At 66.8% G+C, this 15,944-nt stretch carries 15 protein-coding genes and 1 pseudogene; 11 read left to right on the forward strand and 5 right to left on the reverse strand.

The annotated features are described in order from the left end of the window. Positions 1-309: 309 nt before the first annotated feature. Positions 310-483, reverse strand: a pseudogene (locus tag ACQR0U_RS13505) (methyl-accepting chemotaxis protein); the annotation flags it as partial. 112 nt (positions 484-595) lie between these two features. Here ACQR0U_RS13505 and ACQR0U_RS13510 point away from each other — a divergent pair. Both ACQR0U_RS13510 and ACQR0U_RS13515 read left to right on the forward strand, forming a co-directional pair. Then, positions 596-1,009, forward strand: a complete 414-nt coding sequence (locus ACQR0U_RS13510) for a DUF1801 domain-containing protein (RefSeq protein WP_315826565.1) — start codon at positions 596-598, stop codon at positions 1,007-1,009. A 547-nt stretch (positions 1,010-1,556) separates the two neighbouring features. Next, positions 1,557-2,573, forward strand: coding sequence for a hypothetical protein (locus ACQR0U_RS13515; protein ID WP_434872167.1), 1,017 nt, complete (start codon positions 1,557-1,559; stop codon positions 2,571-2,573). A 1,254-nt stretch (positions 2,574-3,827) separates the two neighbouring features. On the opposite strand, the gene ACQR0U_RS13520 is transcribed toward ACQR0U_RS13515, so the two are convergent. Continuing rightward, the gene (locus ACQR0U_RS13520; RefSeq protein WP_434843260.1) at positions 3,828-5,390 is read right to left on the reverse strand and encodes an AMP-binding protein; all 1,563 of its coding nucleotides are present in this window, start codon (positions 5,388-5,390) and stop codon (positions 3,828-3,830) included. A gap of 154 nt (positions 5,391-5,544) precedes the next feature. Here ACQR0U_RS13520 and ACQR0U_RS13525 point away from each other — a divergent pair, with 154 nt between their 5' ends. The 4 genes from ACQR0U_RS13525 to ACQR0U_RS13540 all read left to right on the forward strand — a co-directional run bounded on the left by ACQR0U_RS13525 (position 5,545) and on the right by ACQR0U_RS13540 (position 8,361). After that, complete coding sequence (locus ACQR0U_RS13525) at positions 5,545-6,174, forward strand: hypothetical protein (RefSeq protein WP_315751442.1); 630 nt, start codon at positions 5,545-5,547, stop codon at positions 6,172-6,174. A gap of 57 nt (positions 6,175-6,231) precedes the next feature. Further along, positions 6,232-7,203 (forward strand): NAD(P)H-dependent flavin oxidoreductase, encoded by a 972-nt coding sequence (locus tag ACQR0U_RS13530; RefSeq protein WP_315716275.1) that lies wholly within the window; start codon positions 6,232-6,234, stop codon positions 7,201-7,203. 82 nt (positions 7,204-7,285) lie between these two features. Then, on the forward strand, positions 7,286-7,552 hold the full coding sequence (locus ACQR0U_RS13535; RefSeq protein WP_315716274.1) for a hypothetical protein: 267 nt from the start codon (positions 7,286-7,288) through the stop codon (positions 7,550-7,552). Between the two features lie 182 nt (positions 7,553-7,734). Beyond that, a complete protein-coding gene (locus ACQR0U_RS13540) occupies positions 7,735-8,361 on the forward strand; it encodes a hypothetical protein (RefSeq protein WP_315716458.1) in 627 nt (208 codons plus the stop codon). Between the two features lie 103 nt (positions 8,362-8,464). On the opposite strand, the gene ACQR0U_RS13545 is transcribed toward ACQR0U_RS13540, so the two are convergent. Further along, positions 8,465-8,944, reverse strand: a complete 480-nt coding sequence (locus ACQR0U_RS13545; RefSeq protein ID WP_315716457.1) for a hypothetical protein — start codon at positions 8,942-8,944, stop codon at positions 8,465-8,467. A gap of 126 nt (positions 8,945-9,070) precedes the next feature. Next, positions 9,071-9,922 carry an NAD-dependent epimerase/dehydratase family protein gene (locus tag ACQR0U_RS13550; RefSeq protein ID WP_315716273.1) on the reverse strand — a complete coding sequence of 284 codons (852 nt, stop codon included), beginning with the start codon at positions 9,920-9,922 and terminating at the stop codon, positions 9,071-9,073. A 189-nt stretch (positions 9,923-10,111) separates the two neighbouring features. Between ACQR0U_RS13550 and ACQR0U_RS13555 the strand changes: the two genes are divergently transcribed. The 5 genes from ACQR0U_RS13555 to ACQR0U_RS13575 all read left to right on the forward strand — a co-directional run bounded on the left by ACQR0U_RS13555 (position 10,112) and on the right by ACQR0U_RS13575 (position 15,327). Further along, positions 10,112-12,151: an NAD(+) synthase gene (locus tag ACQR0U_RS13555; RefSeq protein ID WP_315751448.1), complete on the forward strand. Its 2,040-nt coding sequence runs from the start codon at positions 10,112-10,114 to the stop codon at positions 12,149-12,151. A gap of 94 nt (positions 12,152-12,245) precedes the next feature. After that, positions 12,246-12,935 carry a substrate-binding domain-containing protein gene (locus tag ACQR0U_RS13560; RefSeq protein ID WP_315716271.1) on the forward strand — a complete coding sequence of 230 codons (690 nt, stop codon included), beginning with the start codon at positions 12,246-12,248 and terminating at the stop codon, positions 12,933-12,935. A gap of 99 nt (positions 12,936-13,034) precedes the next feature. Continuing rightward, positions 13,035-14,267: an MFS transporter gene (locus ACQR0U_RS13565; protein WP_315716270.1), complete on the forward strand. Its 1,233-nt coding sequence runs from the start codon at positions 13,035-13,037 to the stop codon at positions 14,265-14,267. Between the two features lie 126 nt (positions 14,268-14,393). Then, on the forward strand, positions 14,394-14,615 hold the full coding sequence (locus ACQR0U_RS13570; protein ID WP_315716269.1) for a hypothetical protein: 222 nt from the start codon (positions 14,394-14,396) through the stop codon (positions 14,613-14,615). A gap of 85 nt (positions 14,616-14,700) precedes the next feature. Beyond that, a complete protein-coding gene (locus ACQR0U_RS13575; protein ID WP_315716268.1) occupies positions 14,701-15,327 on the forward strand; it encodes a hypothetical protein in 627 nt (208 codons plus the stop codon). Between the two features lie 114 nt (positions 15,328-15,441). Here the strand turns inward: ACQR0U_RS13575 and ACQR0U_RS13580 are convergent, their stop codons facing one another. Continuing rightward, positions 15,442-15,684 carry a hypothetical protein gene (locus tag ACQR0U_RS13580; protein ID WP_315716267.1) on the reverse strand — a complete coding sequence of 81 codons (243 nt, stop codon included), beginning with the start codon at positions 15,682-15,684 and terminating at the stop codon, positions 15,442-15,444. Positions 15,685-15,944: the final 260 nt, after the last annotated feature.

The following is a 15,944-nucleotide window of genomic DNA, read 5'->3' on the forward strand; positions in this document are numbered from 1 at the left end:
GTTCACGGCGAGTTGGCGAACTGATCACCGCACCGGCGCTGCCTCGTTTCCAACGGCGTGCTGCGGCGAGGTGTTATTAAGTTGGGCCGGTGATCGGCAGTTGCCTGCTTCGTTTCCGGTGAACCGATCAACCCCGCGCCAAGCTCCGCTGTGCCCTCTCCCCCGCTTGCGGGGGAGAGTTGGAGAGGGGGCGCCACGCACACCGCCGCTGGAGCGGCCCCCTCCCTAGCCCTCCCCCGCAAGCGGGAGAGGGAACAAACTGCCGTTGTCGCGAGTGAACGAGTTCAACGACGAACGATTTCGCTCTTGCGCCGCCCGCACCGTGTTCAAGAATCGTCCCACGTCCAGCTTCAGCCGGTTGCTGTCCTGTGACAGCGACTGCGCCGCCGACAGCACCTGGGACGAGGCCGAGCCGGTTTCGCTGGCGTCGTGCTGCACCTCGGTGATGTTGGACGACACCTCGTTGGTGCACTGTGCCGCTTGGCCGTGGAGTTATCAATATTGCTATAAACTTGAGCAGGCCAAGATGGTCGTATAACTACGACGCGGACTACACGCAGGTGGAACGACAAGCAGGTGGATGGGAACAAGCGTCATGGCGAAACCAACGAAGGCTACGAGCGTCGGCGAGGGGAACCAGTCTCCGTCGGAGCTGATCGACGCCCGGATCAAGGAGCTCGGGGATTGGCGCGGCGTCACGCTCAGCTACGTCCGCGATCTCATCAAACGGGCCGATCCCGATATCGTCGAAGAGTGGAAGTGGCGCGGCGTTCCCGTATGGTCGCATGCCGGCATCGTCTGCACCGGCGAGACCTACAAGGCCGCGGTGAAGCTGACCTTCGCCAAAGGAGCCTCGCTGCCGGACCCTTCCGGCCTGTTCAACGTCAGCCTCGACGGCAACACCCGCCGCGCCATCGACCTTCATGAAGGCGACGTGATCGATGAGACTGCGTTCATGGCGCTGATCCGAGCCGCGGTGGCGCTGAACATGACGAAGGGGAAGCGGTAGGGCTGGTGCATCGCTCCGCGCAGTCAGTATCAACGATCCAGGTCGCTGCTCACTCACCACGTCGTCGCGAGCGCAGCGAAGCAATCCAGGGCCAAGTCGAATCATCTGTCTGGAAGGCCTGGATCGCCTCGTCGTTTCGGGGGCTCGCGACGGCGGTGTGCCGGTCGCCGACAACCTTTCGCAAGGATGACCCGTGTGCATCGAGGTGGGAGGAGGTGGCGGCCAAGGTTGCGCTCTGCCGAGAAACACGCTAGTTCAGCGCATCCCAACTTCAACGCAGGAGGCGACGATGTTCAGACTCACGCGCTTCCCGGGCTCGCTGCGCGATCATTGACGCGGCCGACCGGGATGATTGTCCCGGCCATGATTTGACCCTTTCGCATCTCATCGAAAAGCCCGCGGCCCTCGTGGCCTGCGCTTGAACCGTCGTGTCATGACATCAAATCTCTTGCTGACTCCCAGCCGGGAGCCGGAGCGTTCCGACCTGCGCGAGCGCCGGCTGCGGCGCTATTCGTCTCGTCTGCAATCCCGCGTGCGCGCATGCGCGATGCGACATCCTCATCTCGCCGACCTCGCGTTGAGCTTTCCGGCGCTGCTGTTCGCGCTGGCAGTGCCGCGCCCGGATGTCGATCCGGAGCGGGCGATCGCGTGCGTGATCGCGGGGCGTCCGCTGGCCGAGGCGGCGGCCGCGGCCGGTCTGCCGCTCTGGCTGCGCAAGCTGCCACCGGAGGCGTTCGTCCGTCCGATCCCACCATTGCCAGACGGCGAGCTGTTCCGGCGGCAGATCGGCAACCATTTGCCGCGCTCGCCGAAGCTGATGCCGACCTGGCTGCAGCTCGTGGCGGAGATGGCGGCGCTGGCGCATGAGCCGGCCGCGGTGTGGATCGCCCGTGAGTATCTGCGGGCGCCGCTGGTGCTGAAGCGCGACCGCATGCATCTGCTCGGTCTGTGGATCTGGTTCTCGGGGCAGCCCGCCGGCTTCGGCCGCGAGCTCGTCGAAAGGCCGTGGACGCCAGCCATGAAGCTCGATGCCGCAATGACGGCTGCCCTCGCTTGGCGAGGGAAAGTCTCGCTGCATCTCAATCTCGGTCAACGGCCAATCCGCGACATGTGGCTCCATCCCGGTCGCGTCGGGGACTATGAGTTTCGGCCGCTGGATGACATCCCGGATCTGGTCGACGAAGCGATGACTATGCGCAATTGTGTCCGCACCTATGGCTCCGACATCGCCCACAATCGCTCTCGGCTGTGGAGCGTCCGGCACCTGGGCGAACGCGTCGCGACGCTGGAGGTCGCCGTCCGTTTTCCTGATCCGTTGTTGGGCATCGTCCAGCTCAAGGGACGGGGGAATGCTGACGTCGCCCGCGAGCTCTGGTGGATCGCGCGGCGCTGGCTGCACCTGCACGATCTGTCGCAGATCGAGACCGGTCGAATGAAATGGCGCCAGGCCCCTGTGGATCTCAACACATGGCGAATGCTGTGGCGGCCGTATTGGCTCGCCAAGCGCCGCATCCCGGACTGGTTGCCGCTCGCACCGTCGCGCGCTGCGTTCGCGGCGTTGTGAGATGGTTGTCGTGTCTGGACGCTCGTCCGACAAAATCAATGTCGTCCCGGCGAACGCCGGGACCCATAACCCAGGGCCATATTCGAGGCACGCGCATTGATGCATCCGGGCTCGCCACGTCCTGTGGTCTCGGTCCTGGGTCGCGCGAACGCGACGATGCCTGCACATCGTCCGGCTTCGCTTGTTCGGCACGACAGCGGGTCGGAGTGCAGACCGGCTTTTCGTTGGGCCCTCTGTCGCGCGTCGCCTGGGATTCGTTGTGCCGCAGCGAGGTTGATTTGGCCGACGAGCAGGCTTGCTTCCCCATCGATACTTTCCGGCGCAGGTCGGGCGTCCGCAGCGGCGCGCGCAAAGACGAAATTCGCTCGCGCGATCAAGCTGATTTGGGCTGTCCAGATGCGGAGCGAAAAATATTCGAATTTGCATTTTCAGAAATCCATGGTCTCTTCTCCGCATCCCGCTTCACTGACGAGGGGCGCTTCGCGAACGTCACGATGCGTTGGGGTGGGATGCGGTGGCCGCGATGGGGCGCAGCATGCTTTGGGCATGCCGACGTACGCCACGTCGCGGACGGTGAAGTCGCAGGGTCCTGGCCTCCCGAAGCTGAGGTCCGCGCAACGCGTGAAACGCGTTGTCGCCACGGTGGCAAACAAGCCGGTCACCGAGGAGACTGCGTATAAATCGTAAAGCCATCGCGCAGGGAAGGCCGGGTCTATCCGGCCGAACCTGTGGTTCTGCCGCGTGCTTTTTTGCTGCACGCGGACCGCAGGCCTCGGTCGAGGCCTGGCCTTCCCTGCACCCTCCGTGAGTTGGAGGGGAACGACACCAGCAAGACTCGGACGCAGATGCGCCGCGAGGCAGCAATGTCATGTCTGCAATGGGGGCAGCGCATTCAGTGTTGTTTGGATACAGCGGATCGCGTGGCGAGTATCGCGCCACACAAAGGCTGTCGTCCCGGCGAACGCCGGGACCCATGATCATAAGACGACGGTCGAGGCACGCGGGTCGCTACGTCAGCGCTTACGACGCTGCCCTGTGGTTATGGATCCCGGGTCGCGCTTCACTTGCCCGGGACGACAGCGGAGCGCGGCGGCTACGGGCGAGAGCTTCCATCGGCATTGCAAAGCCGCGAGTCTGGATTGCCGTCGTTGCGAGCGGAGCGAAGCAATCCAGGGCCTCATCCGCGGCCCTGGATTGCTTCGGCGCAAGAGCGCATCGCAATGACGGTGGCGATCGAGGGAGCTGATGATGCCGCTACCCCACCATCCGCCCGCGGCCCTCCCAGAACCGTGCGCGCAGCACCTTCTTGTCGACCTTGCCGACGCCGGTCATCGGCAGCTCCTTGACGAACGAGATGCTCTTGGGCGCATGGGCCGAGCCCTTGCGCGCCTTCACGAGCTCGATCAGCTCGGCAGCGTCGATCTGCGCGCCGGCGCGGGGCACCACGATCGCGGTGACAGCCTCGCCCCATTTGTCGTCGGGCACGCCCACCACCGCGCACATCGCGACGTCGGCGTGCTGCGTCAGCACGTCCTCGATCTCGCGCGGGAAGATGTTGAAGCCGCCGGAGACGATCATGTCCTTCTTGCGGTCGAGGATGTACATGTAGCCGCGCTCGTCGCGGCGGGCGATGTCGCCGGTGTGCAGCCAGCCGTTCTTCAAGGTCTCGGCGGTGATGTCCGGCCGCTGCCAATACTCCGCCATCACATGCGGTGCGCGCACGCAGATCTCGCCGGCCTCGCCCAGCGCGACCTCCTGATCATGGTCATCGAGGATCTTGACCTCGCAGGCCGCGATCGGGAAGCCGCAGGACAGGAACAGCTCCGGCTGCTTCGGATCATGATCGGCCTTCCGCAGTACCGAGACGGGATAGCATTCGGTCTGGCCATAGAGCTGCGAGAACACCGGGCCGATGCGCTCGATGCCTTCGACCAGCCGTGTCGGCGACATCGCCGAGGCGCCGTACAGCACGAGCTCGAGCGAGGAGAGATCTGTCTTAGCTAACGCGGGATGATCGAGCAGCACGTAGATCATCGTCGGCACGAACAGCGTGAAGTTGATGCGCTCGCGCGCGATGGTCGCGAGCACGGCCTCAGGATCAAATCCCTTCAGCATGTGCACGGTGCCGCCCCGCATCAGGGTCGGCAGCACCTTGGTGCCGGCGACATGGCTGATCGGGGCGACCGTCAGATAGCGGGCGCGCTCCGGGATCTCGAAATCGGCGAGGATCGCGGTGGCGAAGCCGCCATATTCCCGGTGATGGCGCAGCGCGCCCTTCGACTTTCCGGTGGTGCCGCCGGTGTAGTTCAAGGTCGCGATGTCCTCGGGCGTGGCGAAGTTGCGCGCGCTGGCGTGGCCTGACTGCTCGATCGCGGCGAGGAGGTCGACGCCATAGCCGGCTGCGCCCAGCGTGAACACGTGGCGCAGGCCGCCCGAGCGCGCGGCCAGTTCGCCGCCGCGGTCGTGGAACGCGGCGGCATCGATCACCAGCACCTGCGATTCGGAATCGGCGAGCTGGAACAGCTGATCGTCGAGCGAGCCCAGCGGATGCAGCCAGGTGATGGCGAGCCGCGACAGCTGCGCCGCCGTGCCGGCGCACCAGGCATCGGCGCGGTTCGCGCTGAGGAACGCGACGCGTGTTCCCGGCGGCAGGCCGAGCCGCATGAACACGTTCTGCATGCGGCCGATCAGGTCGATCGCGCCCTGATAGGTCAGCGATCCGTCCGGCCAGCTGAAGGCGGTGCGCGACGGATGACGCGACAGCGTGAGCAGGGTCTGTTCGCAGACGACCGGAAACGAATGAAGCTGTAGGCTCATGGACGATCCTCCCGAGATGCCGCGATCGTTATGGCGTCGCGGGGCTTGTTGCCGACGCTATCAGAAAGCCCATCGCGCTCAAGGCGCGCTTGTCGTCCTCGGAACATCGCTGCGCGCGCCGCGTTGCCCGGCCGAACAATAGCGGAGCAAGGCCATGCGCACCTCGACAGCTTTTTTTGCGGGAGCCGGAACGGTCGCCATCGCCGTCGCGGCCGGTCTCGGCGGCGGGCTCATGATCGCGGAGGGCATGCATCCGAGTTCGCAGGTGTTCGAGCAGGCCAAGCTCGCGCGTTCCGTGCCGGAGACGCCGTCGCCAAGTCCGACGACCACCTCGTATCTTGCGGCAACGCAGGCGGCCGCGACCACGCCGATCAAGGTGGCGCCCGCAGCAGCGGAGACGGGGCCGGCGACGCCGGTATCGCCCAATCCCTCGCCCTCGCCGCAGGCTGCCGTGCCGGACGCGACGGCTGTGCCCGCCGCCTCTTCGGCGCCGGCCAGCACGCAGGCCGGTACCGCCGAGGACGTTCAGGAGAAGGGACAGGACAAGGCCGCAGCGAAGGCCGAGGACGCGGATCTCAAGGCGCGCGGGGCGGAGCGCAAGCGCGTCGCGGAGCAGCGCCGCACCGAGCGGCACCGGCAATATGTCGAGCGCCGGCGCCAGCGCCGCGAGCAGGATCTGCGCGCGGTCGAGCAGGCCGTGCGTGAGGATACGACGCCGCGTGCCTATGCGGCGCAGCCGGTCGGCATGGAGGGGCCGCGCTTCAGCTTCTTCGGCGACGATTGATCGCACGCGGCGGCGCCGTTATCCCTGAGCCCAACAAGGATCGGGGAGGGACGCGCCGTGCAGGACACTCGATGGGACGGGCTGCGGGCGCGGCTGCGCCTGCCGCTGATCGCAGCGCCGATGTTCCTGGTGTCGGGAATCGAGCTGGTGAGCACGGCCTGCACCAACGGCGTGATCGGCGCGTTCCCGACGGTCAATTGTCGAACCCCCGACGAGCTCGACGCCTGGCTGCTCCAGATTGCCGATCGGCTTGCGCGCAGCAGCGATGCGAGCGGGGCGGCGGCCGCGCCGGTCTGCCCGAATCTGATCGTGCATCACTCCAACGCGCGGCTGCAGGACGATCTCGCGGTGCTGTTGCGGCGCCGCCCGGAGATCGTGATTACCTCGGTCGGCTCGCCGGCAAAGGTTGTTGCGCCCTTGCATGATGCGGGCGCGCTGGTGTTCGCTGACGTCGCCTCGATCCGTCATGCAGAGCGCGCGGTCGAGGCCGGCGCAGATGGCCTGGTGCTGCTCACGGCCGGGGCGGGCGGCCAGACCGGCTGGCTCAATCCATTCGCCTTCGTGCGCGCGATCAGGGCGTTCTTCGCCGGGCCGATCGTGCTCGCCGGCGGCATCAGCGACGGCGTGGCGTTGCGGGCGGCCGAGGTGCTCGGCTGCGATCTCGCCTACATGGGCACGAAGTTCATCGCCACGCGCGAAAGCCTTGCCGATGACCGGTACAAGTCGATGCTGGTCGCGAGCTCGGCCGACGACGTGCTGCTCACCTCGGCCTTCACCGGCCTGCCGACCAGCATGCTCCGGCCGTCGATCGTCGCGGCCGGGCTCGATCCCGAAGCCTTGCCGGCGCGCGGCGCGATCGAGATCGGCAGTGACATCGACATCGCTGCGCGCGAGGCGCGGCCGAAACGCTGGCGCGACATCTGGAGCGCCGGGCACGCGACCTCGGGGGTCACCGACATCCCGTCGGTCGCCGTGCTGGTGGCGCGCACGGCTGATGAGTACGGCGGCGCGGGTGGCCTCCGGCCATGAGAAAACGTGATGTGTGTCCTTAAGGCACCATTAACCATCGGGTCCCACAATCCGCGGAGCTTGAACTTGGCGGAATCGTGCGATGGGCATCGGGCTACGGCAGGACAAAGAGCGGGTGACGCTCGAGGAGATCCGGATCCGCGTCGGGCATGCTCTGCAGCGGCATCCGCTATGCCGCAACGTCCAGTTCGACATCATGAGCGTTCCCCGCACCGCCCGCGGCGGGAACTGGACCATCAGCTTGCATTCGGTGGAACCGGCCGCGCTTTGGGAAGCCTCCGACATCGTTGCCGACATCCAGGCCGCGTACGATCTGCTGATGCCGGCCGAGCTGTCTTCGGCGGCGTGAAAAAAAATGTCCGTCATGTTCACAGGGCAGAATGGTGGCCTCTGTGTTTCTGTGGCATCGTAAAGCCTTAATTAACTCCCACTTTTCGGCAAAGTGCGGCTTTCCGCCGGGATACGGAGAATTGCGTGACGAAGTCGATCGCTTTTGTCGCTTTGCTGGGCGTGCTGATTGCAGGCGCGGCCGTGACGAGCGTCCTGATGCAGGACAGCGTGCCTTCGGCCGGTGCGATGATGCCGCCGGTGGTGGCGAAGAGCCCGCTCTCCAATCGTGAAGCCAAGGGCGACCGCCTGGCGATGGTCACACTTGCGACCCCCGAGGTGCAGCAGCCGAGTGCCCCGTCGAAGGCGACGCTGCGTCAGGCCTATGCCTATGCGCCGTCCGAGCCGGAGATGGCAAAGGCGTCGGCTGCCGCGGTCGTCGCTGCCGAGCCGATGGTGCCGAAGTCCAAGATTCTCGCCAGGAGCGAGCCGGCCCCGGCGCCGCTGAAGCCGGAGGTGCAGAAGGCCTATTCGTTGCTGTCGGACGGCCAGATCGCAGGCATCAAGGAGCGGCTGCGGCTCTCGTCGAGCCAGGAATATTATTGGCCGGCGGTCGAGACGGCGCTGCGCGCCGTCGCCCGCAAGATCCACGCCGGACGCCAGGGCGCGGCGAAGCCGGGCGCGGTGGCGCTCGATCCGGATTCGGATGAGGTGCAACAGCTGAAGTCAGCCGCGATGCCGCTGCTATGGCAGTTGCGCGAGGATCAGAAGGACGAAGTGCGGCGGCTTGCGCGCACCATCGGCCTCGACAAGGTCGCAGCCGCGATCTGATCGGGGGGGGGGGGGGGATCCTCCCGGCGTGAACATCAAACTTGGAGTGAACATCAAGAAGGCCGCGCATTGCGCGGCCTTCTTGCTTTCGAGAGGCGCTTTTTCACCTCGCCGGGGGATTGGCCTCCGGATGCCCGCCGCTCTCGGGGCCGGCTCCCGTCGGCGACGATGCGGGCGCGGTACGCAGGTCCGGGCCGGGCCGTGCCGGCTGGGTCATGGTCGGGGCTTCCGGCGGGGTGATCGCGGCGCCGGCGCCGACCGTGGTGCCGCGGTCGGTGTTGGTCGGCGCTGACGGCACTGGCGTCGGCTTGTCGCCGCCGGCGAAGCGCGTCGCGCCGCCGCTCTGATAGCCGGCAACCAGCAGGCCGGCGACCACCAGCGCGAGCACGAACAGGCCGCCGAGCTCGGGCAGGGCGCCTGACGGGGCCACGCCGCGGCCCCGGCCGTCTCCCTCGAGCGCCACCGCCGCGATCTCTCGGTTGTGCCGCGACCGCAGGAAGGCCAGGAACGCGCCGGCGGCGATGATGATCGCGGCCGCGAGCGTGAAGAACATCAGCCAGCTGATGGGTTGATCGCCTTGCATGTCGAACATCCTTTGATCCGTGAGGGCTGCGCGACGTGCAGCCGCGTCAAACCCGCATGACAATCTCTGTTCGCTGCAATCGTCAGTGGCGTGAAAGGTTTCCCGCCCGGCGGCGGAAATCTCGCGTCAGCGCCCTTCGCCGGCGGCCCATAGCGCCTCGAGCCCGGCGCGATAGGTCGGGTAGGCGAAGCCGACGCCGAGCTCCTGCCTGGCGCGGATATTCCGGATGCGCCGGTTGCTGGCATAGAAGCTGCGCGCCATCGGCGACAGCTCGGCGCGGTCGAACGGAAGTTCCGGCGGCGGGGCGATGCCCATCAACGCAGCGGCATAGGCGATGACGTCCTGCGGCGGCGCAGGCTCGTCGTCGACGATGTTCCAGGCGCCGCCTGACCCGCGCTGGATCGCGCCCATGATCGCGCTGGCCGCGTCATCGACATGGATACGGTTGAACACCTGTCCCGGCTTGACGATGCGCCGCGCCCGCCCGGCCCGCAGCTCGACCAGCGCGTTGCGGCCCGGCCCGTAGATGCCGCCGAGCCGGAGCACCGCGAGCCGGTCACCGATCCGCGCGCGCCAGTCCTGCTCGACGCGGACCCGGGCCTGCACCCGGTCGTGCTCGGGCGCCAGCGGCGTGTCCTCATCGATCCAGCCGCCCTGATGGTCGCCATAGACGCCGACGGTCGAGAGGTAGACCACGTGCCGCGCGCGCCCCGCCGTGATGGCGTCGCCGAATGCGGCCAGCGCCGGGTCGCCGCCTCCTCCAGGCGGCACCGAGATCAGCACGACGTCGGCCTGCGCCGCCTTCGCCAGCGTCGCGGCCGCGGGGGCCGTGCCGTCGAACAGGTCGATGTCATCATGCGCCAGTCGCGCGCGCTTGTCGGCGCTGCGGACCGTGCCGCCGATGCGGGCGAACGCGCCACGGTGCAGCTCGACGAAGCGCTGGGCGGTGTAGCCGAAGCCGATGATGAAGAGGTTCATGGATGCCGTTCACCTGGACTTGCGCGAAGGAGCGAGCCTTCGAGTTACCCGGCACCGGGTGGCCCGCGCAATTCAAATGACGCGCGCGGAGTCACCCTGCGGACGGGGCGGTGCTGACCTGCCGCGCTTGTTATGGCTCCCGTCATGGTCCATGTCGTATGATCAGGCGACAGGAGATGGACTGCCACGATGAATTTCCATTCGATCTACCGCCACGGCTTTGCCCGCGTCGCTGCCTGCGTCACCGCCTCGAGCGTCGCCAACCCGACCGCCAATGCGGCGGCGATCCTGGCCGCGGCGCGCGCCTGCCATGACCAGGGCGCGGCGGTCGCGGTGTTTCCGGAGCTCTGTCTGTCCGGCTACGCGATCGAGGACCTCGTCAAGCAGGACCCGCTGCTCGACGCCGTCCAGCGCGGGCTGCTCACCCTCGTCGAAGCCTCGCACGACCTGATGCCCGTCCTGATCGTCGGTGCGCCGCTGCGCTTTGCGCATCGTGTCTATAATTGCGCCGTCGTGATCCACCGCGGCGAGGTGCTCGGCGTTATTCCCAAGAGCTACCTGCCGACCTATCGCGAATTCTACGAAGGCCGCCACTTCGCCTCCGGCGCCGGCATCCGCGGCGAGATGATCGAGGTCGCCGAGACCATGGCGCCGTTCGGCACCGACCTTCTGTTCGCCGCCGCGGATGTCGCCGGCCTCGTCATCGGCGTCGAGATCTGCGAGGACATGTGGATCCCGGTGACGCCGGCGTCCGAGCTCGCGCTCGCCGGCGCCACCGTGCTCGCCAATCTCTCGGGCAGCCCGATCACGGTCGGCCGTGCCGAGTCCCGCTCACTGTTGTGCCGCTCGACCTCGGCGCGCTGCCTCGCGGCCTATGTCTATGCGGCGGCGGGCGTCGGCGAATCCACCACGGATCTTGCCTGGGACGGCCAGACCTCGATCTTCGAGAATGGCGTGCTGCTCGCCGAGAGCGAGCGCTTCCGCCAGACCGGACAGACCATCTTCGCCGACGTCGATCTCGATCTGCTGCGCCAGGAGCGGGCGCTGATGGGCACGTTCGACGACAATGCGCGCGCGCAAGGCGCCGGCATGCACTGGCGCCGCATCGGCTTCGAGCTGCAGCCGGCCGAGGGCGACATCGGCTTCATGCGCAGCATCGAGCGCTTTCCGTTCGTGCCGAGCGATGCCGCGCGGCTCGATCAGGACTGCTACGAGGCCTACAACATCCAGGTCGCCGGCCTGACGCAGCGGCTGCGCGCCACCGGCACCAAGCGCATCGTGATGGGCGTCTCCGGCGGGCTCGATTCCACGCATGCGCTGATCGTCGCGGCGAAGGCGATCGACCTGCTCGGCCTTCCCCGCACCAACATCCTGGCCTATACGATGCCCGGCTTCGCCACGGGCGCGCAGAGCAAGTCCTACGCGCATGCGCTGATGTCGTCGCTTCAAGTCAGCGCCGCCGAACTCGACATCCGCCCCGCGGCGACGCAGATGCTGAAGGACATCGGCCATCCCTTCGGCCGCGGCGAACAGGTCTACGACGTCACCTTCGAGAACGTGCAGGCCGGGCTGCGCACCGACTATCTGTTCCGCCTCGCCAACGACCGCGGCGGCCTCGTGCTCGGCACCGGCGATCTCTCCGAGCTGGCGCTGGGCTGGTGCACCTATGGCGTCGGCGATCAGATGGCGCACTACAACGTCAATGCCGGCGTGCCGAAGACCCTGATCCAGCATCTCATCCGCTGGGTCATCGCCTCGCATCAGTTCTCGGCCGATGTCGACCGCACGCTCGAGGCAGTGCTGTCGGCCGAGATTTCGCCGGAGCTGGTCCCGGTGAAGGAGGGCGAGACGCCGCAGAGCACCCAGGCCACGATCGGCCCCTATGAGCTGCAGGACTTCAATTTGTTCTACACGCTGCGCTACGGCATGCGCCCGTCGAAGATCGCCTTCATGGCGCATCACGCCTGGAAGAATGTCGGCGACGGCGCCTGGCCGCCGCATTTCCCTGCCGACAAGCGCCACGCCTATACACTTCCCGAGATCAGGAAGTGGCTGGAGGTGTTCCTCAAGCGCTTCTTCGCTTTCAGCCAGTTCAAGCGTTCGGCGATGCCGAACGGCCCGAAGGTGGTGGCCGGCGGCGCCCTGTCGCCGCGCGGCGACTGGCGCGCCCCGTCCGACGGCAACGCCACCGCGTGGCTGGAGGACCTGGAGCGCAACGTGCCGAAGTGACGACCATCTTGCTCCGCCGCCGCGCTTGCCATATCCGAGACGTGCGCGTCCGCCTTTGCGGCGTCGTCATCGACATCGTTGAACGGAGCAGATCATGAGCGTGACCGCCGCCGGCATTTCCTCGATGGCGACGAGGCAGATCCTCGCTGAGCTCGCCGCCGCCTATGAGGAGGCGACCGGCGAGGTGATCACGATCGAATCCGTCGGCGGCGTCGATGCCGCCAAGCGCATCCGCGCCGGCGAAGCGTTCGACTTCGCCGTGCTCGCCTCCGATGCGCTGCAGAAGCTTGAAAGCGACGGCCATCTCGTTCCCGGCAGCATCATCGAAATCGCGGAATCGCCGATGGCGATGGCGGTGCGCGCCGGCAGCCCCAAGCCCGATCCGCTCGACGAGGCCGCCGTGCGCAGGGTGATGGAGAACGCCAGGGCGATCGGCATCTCCACCGGCCCGAGCGGCACGTATGTGCAGAAGCTCGCCCGCGACTGGGGCCTGGAGAGCGAGGGCACTTCGCGCCTGGTCCAGGCCAAGCCCGGCATTCCCGTCGCCAGGCTGCTCGCCGATGGCGAGGTCGACGTCGGCTTCCAGCAGCTCAGCGAGATGCTCGGCGCGCCCGGCATCGATATCGTCGGCCTGCTGCCCGCGTCGCTGCAGCCCGGCACCGTGTTCGCGGCGGCGTTGTGCAAGGCCGGCGCGCATACCGAGGCGGCGCGGGCCTTCATCGAATATCTGGTCTCGGAGGAGACCGCCGAGACCAAGCGCCAGCACGGCATGACGCCGGTGTGAGGCGCCGGCTCCACAGCCCGCGAAAAATCCGATCGCCGCGTGTCGTCTCGGCCTTGTCCCGATCGTCTTCCAACCGAACAATCGGGAAGGAGACGGCGGATGAGCACATCGTACTATCGCTGGGTGATCGTGGCGGCCGGGGGCGTGCTCGGCTGCGTCGCCGTCGGCGGCCTGTTCTCGCTGCCGGTGTTCCTCAAGCCGATGGCCGCCGAGACCGGATGGTCGGTCGCGGGGATCTCCACCGCGATGACGATCGGCTTCCTGGCGATGGCCGTCACCAGCATGGGCTGGGGCACGCTGTCCGACCGCATCGGCCCGCGTCCCGTGCTGCTGATCGGATCGATCCTGCTCGCCGTCAGCCTGCTGCTGGCAAGCCTGACATCCTCGCTGTTGGCGTTCCAACTGCTGTTCGGCCTGATCGCAGGCATCGCGACGGCGGCGATCTTCCCGCCGGTCATGGCGACCGTCACCGGCTGGTTCGACACCCATCGCAGCCTCGCGGTGTCGCTGGTCTCGGCCGGCATGGGCGTGGCGCCGATGACGATGTCGCCGCTCGCGGCCTGGCTCGTCTCCAGCTACGACTGGCGGACCGCGATGCAGTGCATCGCCGCGATCGTGGCCGCCATCATGATTCCCACGTCGCTGCTCGTGGGCCGTCCGCCATCGTCCGCGCCCGGCGACGCCGTCGCGTCGGGTCCCGCCGCCGGGCCGGCCGAGATGACGCGATCGGCAGCGCTGCGCTCGCCGCAGTTCCTGATCCTGCTCGCCACCAACTTCTTCTGCTGCGCCACGCATTCCGGCCCCATCATCCACACCGTGAGCTACGCCGTCACCTGCGGCATCCCGCTGATGGCGGCGGTGACGATCTACAGCATCGAGGGGCTCGCCGGGCTCGGCGGCCGCATCGCCTTCGGCCTGCTCGGCGACCGCTTCGGCGCCAAGCGCGTGCTCGTTCTCGGCCTGCTCGCGCAGGCGTTCGGCGCGCTCTCCTACGTGGTCGTGCGCGACCTCGCCGCGTTCTATGCGGTTGCGGCCACCTTCGGCTTCCTCTATGCCGGCACCATGCCGCTCTACGCCGCGATCGCGCGTGACAATTTTCCGCAAGGCATCATGGGCACGGTGATCGGCGGCACGGCGATGGCCGGCAGCCTCGGCATGGCGACCGGCCCGCTGGCCGGCGGCCTGATCTACGACAGCTTTGCGAGCTACACTTGGCTCTATGTCGGCTCGTGGGTGATGGGCCTCGGCGCTGTCATGATGATGATGACCTTCCGGCCGTTTCCCAAGCCTGTGTCGCAGCCTGGCGCCGTGCCCATGCAAGCGCCGGCCTGACGCTGCTGCATCGCACCTTCACGCGCGCCGTCGGAATCGAACAACAACGCTTGATCCCCCGGCAGGAACTGTGATGTCGCAGCCGGGTTGGGCGGCGTGGAGTTCAACCGGATGGAGATCGGATCCATGAAGAAGACCCAGCTTGCCATTGCCACCCTCGTCGCCGCCACCCTCGCCGCCGTCCCGCTCGCCGCGCAAGCGAAGCACCACAAGAAGCACAACGCCGCGACGTCGACCACCTCGTCGCAGACCACCGGCAGCAACATGAAGTCCGGCCGCGATTCCACCTCGTCGAGCCAGGGCAATGTCGGCCCGGGCACGAACCAGGCGGGAAGCATGGGGAAGTAACAAGCCGGGCACTTTCGTTCAGCGACGGGAAAGCAGCGCTGGCCTTCCCGTCGCCGCTGGACAGCATTCTTTTCCAGACGGCGTGTTGCAGACCTTGCTGCCATCGTTGGCGCTTGATGCTAAACGAACGTTCAGTGACGTCAGCGATCGCCGTGTTGCGAATTCGTGCGGTGGAGGTGCATCGTCGATGTTGGCGAGGGGGCGAGATTATTATCTCGGGCTGAGACGCCGCTATGAGCCGGACGTCGCCAAGCTTGTCATCGTCGCGGAATCGCCGCCGGCCTCAGGAAAATACTTCTATGACTCGGCCGGCTCGATCAGCGAGCCGTTGTTCACGGCCCTCATGCGCCAGATGGGAGCCACCCCTGCGACGAAAGAAGAGGGGCTGCGACAATTTCAGCGCAAGGGATGGGTGCTGGTCGATGCGACCTACCAGCAAGTGGACAAGCTGCCGAAAGACGCGAGTCAGGATAGGAATGCGTTGATCGAAGACGATTACCCGCTGCTCGTCGCGGACCTATCCAGCCTTGTGTCGGATCGCGGCGTTCCCCTGATCTTGATCAAGGCAAACGTCTGCCGGATTCTGGAGCCTCGACTGACAAAGGACGGCTTCAACGTGATCAACGCCGGCCGCCCGGTCTATTTTCCGAGCACGGGACAGCAGAAAAGGTTCGAGCAGCAGTTCGCCGACGTCCTGAGGTCGGCTGACTGAGGTTTGACGGTCAAGGGCGAGGCACTGGTCGGCGATGTGCCGTCAGTCTCGGTCAGCATCCCCCATCTTGCGTGGGTCCAGCAGGTGACGGCAACGTGCGATGCACGCTGCCGATCATTTCGACGCCTCCTTGATCTTGTGCTCCAGATGCCCGGTGCCGTGATCCCTACGCAGCTGGCTCAGCGAGGTCTCGTTGAGCTGCAGCAGCACGTCGCTGAGTTTGGTCGAATCCGGATAACCGGCCGCGAACGACTTTCCGTAGATCTTGCGCAACGTGCCGACCAGCGTGTTGCCATGCTTCCTGCTGATCTCGCCATCCTTGTCGCGGTGGCGGCCGTCGAGGCCCGGTTCCTTCATGCGTCTCTCCCCTGATGCGGCTGGTGCCGTAATGCGACTTGCGCGCTTAGGAAGGGGAGCCTGCGCTCAATCGATGAGATTGGCAATGCTGCGGCGTGATACACGGGGTTCACGCGCGGTGCACCAAGAGAATCTGCGAATGAGTTGCTTGTCATACCGGGCTCCGTCCTTCCTGCGCGGCCGCAACCGCCTCGACTCGGCGAAGGCTCGGGCATGCACGTCGTTCAATCATGTTGGTCGAAGTGAATGGCCGGGACGGA

Origin of the sequence: Bradyrhizobium sp. HKCCYLRH3097, from assembly GCF_051167875.1 — a bacterium.
In the GTDB taxonomy this organism is placed as follows: domain Bacteria; phylum Pseudomonadota; class Alphaproteobacteria; order Rhizobiales; family Xanthobacteraceae; genus Bradyrhizobium.

Bases quoted from the DNA above. Each gene is read 5' to 3' on its own strand.
- ACQR0U_RS13570 (WP_315716269.1), top strand. From the start codon at position 14,394: ATGAAGAAGACCCAGCTTGCCATTGCCACCCTCGTCGCCGCCACCCTC.
- ACQR0U_RS13565 (WP_315716270.1), top strand. From the start codon at position 13,035: ATGAGCACATCGTACTATCGCTGGGTGATCGTGGCGGCCGGGGGCGTG.
- ACQR0U_RS13525 (WP_315751442.1), top strand. From the start codon at position 5,545: ATGCGCACCTCGACAGCTTTTTTTGCGGGAGCCGGAACGGTCGCCATC.
- ACQR0U_RS13545 (WP_315716457.1), bottom strand. From the start codon at position 8,944: ATGCAAGGCGATCAACCCATCAGCTGGCTGATGTTCTTCACGCTCGCG.
- ACQR0U_RS13580 (WP_315716267.1), bottom strand. From the start codon at position 15,684: ATGAAGGAACCGGGCCTCGACGGCCGCCACCGCGACAAGGATGGCGAG.
- ACQR0U_RS13515 (WP_434872167.1), top strand. From the start codon at position 1,557: ATGCGACATCCTCATCTCGCCGACCTCGCGTTGAGCTTTCCGGCGCTG.
- ACQR0U_RS13560 (WP_315716271.1), top strand. From the start codon at position 12,246: ATGAGCGTGACCGCCGCCGGCATTTCCTCGATGGCGACGAGGCAGATC.
- ACQR0U_RS13555 (WP_315751448.1), top strand. From the start codon at position 10,112: ATGAATTTCCATTCGATCTACCGCCACGGCTTTGCCCGCGTCGCTGCC.
- ACQR0U_RS13535 (WP_315716274.1), top strand. From the start codon at position 7,286: ATGGGCATCGGGCTACGGCAGGACAAAGAGCGGGTGACGCTCGAGGAG.
- ACQR0U_RS13520 (WP_434843260.1), bottom strand. From the start codon at position 5,390: ATGAGCCTACAGCTTCATTCGTTTCCGGTCGTCTGCGAACAGACCCTG.
- ACQR0U_RS13550 (WP_315716273.1), bottom strand. From the start codon at position 9,922: ATGAACCTCTTCATCATCGGCTTCGGCTACACCGCCCAGCGCTTCGTC.
- ACQR0U_RS13510 (WP_315826565.1), top strand. From the start codon at position 596: ATGGCGAAACCAACGAAGGCTACGAGCGTCGGCGAGGGGAACCAGTCT.